Below are 3,903 nucleotides of genomic sequence, written 5' to 3' on the forward strand. Positions count from 1 at the left end.
GGGAGTGGCTAAAATAACGGGCCGTTTTTCGATGAGATCCCTGGACCATTTTTCGCTTGACAAATACAGAGAAAACGAATTTTCGTGGTTGCAAAACAGATATAACCATACTTCTATCGAAGAATAGTATGAGATATCTCTCAAAAGTTTCTCCTGAAAAACGATCGATCTCCTCGATCCCACATTCTTTTAACCTCTTGTCCTCTTTGTGTCTGCGATAGATCAAGATCACACGAGGCAGGAGATATAAAAGAAAAAAGAAGAGAAACACATATTTGATTTCCCACAATGCACGCAGTAAAGGGATATACATATCCATAACCTTCACCTCCTTGTCCTAGAGAGATTTTTCCTGATCGGAAATAAAAAAACTGCCTTAAAGAAAGCAGTTTTTAGAGACTGTTGTGTTGCAACTCTTCCAATCGACGAACACAACGTTCATACAGTTCTATGATATACGTTGCCGGATCGATCTTGGCCAAATGATGTTCTTTCATCTCCAGTCTTAAACTATATTCCAGGGAGTCCATCCCCTTATAATTGATATTGTCTATGATGCTCAGGAGTTGTTCTCTGGAAAATTCTCCCGGATATTTTTTGATCAGGTATCCCAAATCGTAAAGGTCCTGAGCTTTCCTCTGTTGAGAGAAGGAGTTTACCGTTTTATCGACCAGTTCTTTTCCCGTGTAGACTTTGTCGTTGTCTTCAGAGCCGTTCCTTAAAGAAGGTCTCTGAGCAAATACAGCATTTTCTTTCAGATCCCTATACTTAAATTCATAGTATTCTTTCGGAAATTCCTGAATCAGAAATTCATCAATTTCCTTTTCTTTTCGAATTTCGAGCAAATAGCCGAACAACTCGGCTCGTTCCTCTTTCAAAAGAAAGTCTTCTGCAATGTTTCGAAACAGACAAGGATGGGTCTCATACTCATGGTAGATCAGATCCGCAATGGCCCTAGAGAAATTTGCAATATACACCATTTCTTCACTAAAAGGAATCTTTCGAAAGGAGATCCCCTTTTCTTTTAACAGAGGATTTTCATATAAAGGGATCTCTTCTTGCGTTGTGCTTGTCCAAAAAGTCAGTGGATGCCAATCGGCAGTAAGACCGTTTTCATCTACAACATTCAACGCTTCATATCCGCTGATATATCGCTCAGGTGTCGTTTTTGGGACCTTTTTATAATAAAGCTCCATCTTCTCCTCCTCCCTTCCTGATGGGGCAAGCTGCCCTTGATCCTTCTTATCACACTTTCTTATTACATAGTATACCATATTTGATACTTCATAATCTGATGTTCTTCTAAAAGAGAGGGATAGACAGCTCTTTTACTACCGACAGAGCCATGCTGATTAGATAAGAAAGCAGGATATACGGTGCAAAGGCTACGGTTTTGATCCCTTTTTTCTTTTGATAGCCATATAGGAGAAGGTAGATCAGAGATAAGACGAAGAAGAACAACGCAGTGTCTTCGTGCAAGTACATAGGAAGAATACTAAGGAGCTTACGATCTCCTTCTCCCAATTCTTTTAGAAAAAGAAAAAGGAGGAATAAGACGACACTAAGCACAATATAAACACTTCTGCGGTTTTGCAGGGAAAATACCAGGCCTAAAACCGCATAGGGGAGAAGGACCTTGTTGTAAATAAGCCGACCTTTGAGGTCGGTCATCGTGCAAATAAGGAGCGTGGTAAGGGTTACACCAAAAGAAACGTAGTTCATACAGGCATCTCCTTCCTCTTTTAACAAAAAAATGGGGAGGGAGAAAGCCTCCCCCGACCTATAACGAGAGCATGGAAGATACTTCCTCTTCAATGTCCTCAAAAAAATTAACACACCGGCAAAAGAGTTAGAAAGCGTTTACCCTAATAAGAGATTGCGTATCCTGTTTGAAGATGAGGCAGGCTTTGGAAGGATCAACAAACCCAAGTATTGTTGGTGTACGAAAGGAGTGCGTCCTTTGGTTCCTTGTCATCACATCAGAGAGTATCGATACGTGTATGGAGCAGTAGAACCTCTTACAGGAGAGCACTATTTTCTAGTGATGCCCTATTGTAATACCGGGTGCATGAATGTATTTTTGGATGAACTGTCGAAAGAATATGAGGAAGATGTGATTCTATTGATTTGTGACGGTGCTGCATGGCATAAATCGAAGGGATTAAACATACCGAAGAACATTCGAATCACGCATATTCCGCCCTATACTCCGGAGATGAACCCAATCGAACAAATTTGGAAACAACTTCGTAGGATGGGGTTCAAAAACGAAGTATTTAAGACATTGAATGATGTTGTAGATCGATTGTGTGAAACCATTAACTCCCTAACAAAAGAGGTGGTAAAACAAATTACTCATCGACGATGGATTTGTCAATCGTTCTAATGAATTTTAGTATGAGATGTTATGCAAGGTTTCTCCGTTATGATTTGCGATGCTCGCACAACTGTGTCGCAAATCATGAAATCGAATTCTTTTCAGGTTATGTCTTTTCAAAAGTTTCGGATACGCATTTGAGATTTAATCGGGATGGATCGGTTCCATGTTTTTTTGTCTTAAACACACATATCCTTGTTCTATTTCTTCTTGCGGTAACCGTTGTTGTTGTTTTTCTTGCTCCAGTAGTTCTTTGAGGAAGGTCGACAGATATATTTTTCGCACGGACGAAGTGGTTTTCACTTTTTTTGTGACGATTTCCGTTCCGGCTGTGGTCCGACTGTCGGTAAGCAAGAGGTATTGTTCTTCGAGGTTTACCCTGTTCCAAGTTAAACCGCAAATTTCGCCTCTTCGCAATCCGAGAAGCAGAGCAAAGACAATCGGTAAGAACAAATCGGTTCCTTTGCTTGCTTTAAGCAAGCACAAGGATTCCTGCTCGTTGTAGACTTCACAGAAGAAATCTTCTCTTTTCGGCTTTTTTAATCTACTAAGTGGGTTCGTGAGGATGAGTTCATCGTCGATCGCACTACGAAAGATTTGATTTAACAGGTCATAGTGTTTGCGAATGGTGTTGATGGAGATCTTCTTGTCGGATAGGTATTTGAAATAACATTGGATGTCTCTTTTTTTGATCTCGTCAAGTGTTTGATGGACGAAATAGGCTTTGATGTTTTTGCAGATGTTTTCATAGCCCACAAAGGTTGTTTTTGCCACTTCGATTTGTTTGACGGTGTAAAGAAAATAATCTACATAGTCGCTTAGTCCTTGTTTCATTTCCAATTCCCTCTTAGAATTTAATAATCTATATTTTATTAAATTCTACATAGGATTTGTTTTGAAACAATGTTTTTGTATTATTGCAATGAGAATGGCATAGGAATCTCACCTCCCCGCCTTCGGCCGGGCTGCTCCCATTGCGTGCGACCGCTCAGAAGTAAGAGCCTTTTTCCCTTACTTCCTGCAAGCTCAAGCCATAGCTAAGCAGAAGTATCATTATCCATCCTTGTTTTCTTGGCGATTAAGTGTTTTCGCTCGTATTTATGTAATTGGTGCGGATGAAGGGACTCGAACCCCCAAGTACTTTCATACATACGGACCTGAACCGTACGCGTCTGCCAATTCCGCCACATCCGCAAATTCTTATGCCTGCATGAGCAAGCTTGCAAGCAAAACTATCTACAACGATTTTTATCGTCTTCTATTGTATCTCAAAATCGAAGTTTTCGCCATCTTTTTTTGAAAAAAATTTTTATTTTTTGGACCTCTTCTTCCGTTCACATAACTTCCGACAAAAGGACACTGAGATTGTTGCCCCGCGCCTTGCCTATATCAAGGGTTTGTACTGTGTCGATCCTACTTCTGTATTTGTAGAAGAGATATATCGGTATTAATTACACGGGAGTTTGACAGTTTAAAAGGGAAAAAATCACTATAAGCATTCTAAATGCTTTATTTTTTTGTCAAAT

The 3,903-nt window shown here is 40.0% G+C and carries 4 protein-coding genes and 1 tRNA gene; 1 reads left to right on the forward strand and 4 read right to left on the reverse strand.

Annotated features, from left to right (window positions below; genetic code table 11):
* Positions 1-392: 392 nt before the first annotated feature.
* Positions 393-1,196, reverse strand: a complete 804-nt coding sequence (locus ACFO4R_RS06955; protein WP_379788341.1) for a hypothetical protein — start codon at positions 1,194-1,196, stop codon at positions 393-395.
* A gap of 106 nt (positions 1,197-1,302) precedes the next feature.
* Positions 1,303-1,722 carry a prepilin peptidase gene (locus tag ACFO4R_RS06960; RefSeq protein WP_379788342.1) on the reverse strand — a complete coding sequence of 140 codons (420 nt, stop codon included), beginning with the start codon at positions 1,720-1,722 and terminating at the stop codon, positions 1,303-1,305.
* Positions 1,723-1,828: 106 nt separating this feature from the next.
* On the opposite strand from ACFO4R_RS06960, the gene ACFO4R_RS06965 reads away from it, so the two are divergent.
* Positions 1,829-2,386, forward strand: coding sequence for an IS630 family transposase (locus ACFO4R_RS06965; RefSeq protein WP_379788344.1), 558 nt, complete (start codon positions 1,829-1,831; stop codon positions 2,384-2,386).
* 135 nt (positions 2,387-2,521) lie between these two features.
* On the opposite strand, the gene ACFO4R_RS06970 is transcribed toward ACFO4R_RS06965, so the two are convergent.
* Together ACFO4R_RS06970 and ACFO4R_RS06975 are read right to left on the reverse strand one after the other, a co-directional pair.
* On the reverse strand, positions 2,522-3,211 hold the full coding sequence (locus tag ACFO4R_RS06970) for a tyrosine-type recombinase/integrase (RefSeq protein WP_379788343.1): 690 nt from the start codon (positions 3,209-3,211) through the stop codon (positions 2,522-2,524).
* Positions 3,212-3,484: 273 nt separating this feature from the next.
* Positions 3,485-3,571, reverse strand: a tRNA-Leu gene (locus ACFO4R_RS06975).
* Between the last annotated feature and the right edge of the window lie 332 nt (positions 3,572-3,903).

The sequence above is a fragment of the Filifactor villosus genome (assembly GCF_042652965.1).
Lineage (GTDB): Bacteria > Bacillota > Clostridia > Peptostreptococcales > Filifactoraceae > Filifactor > Filifactor villosus.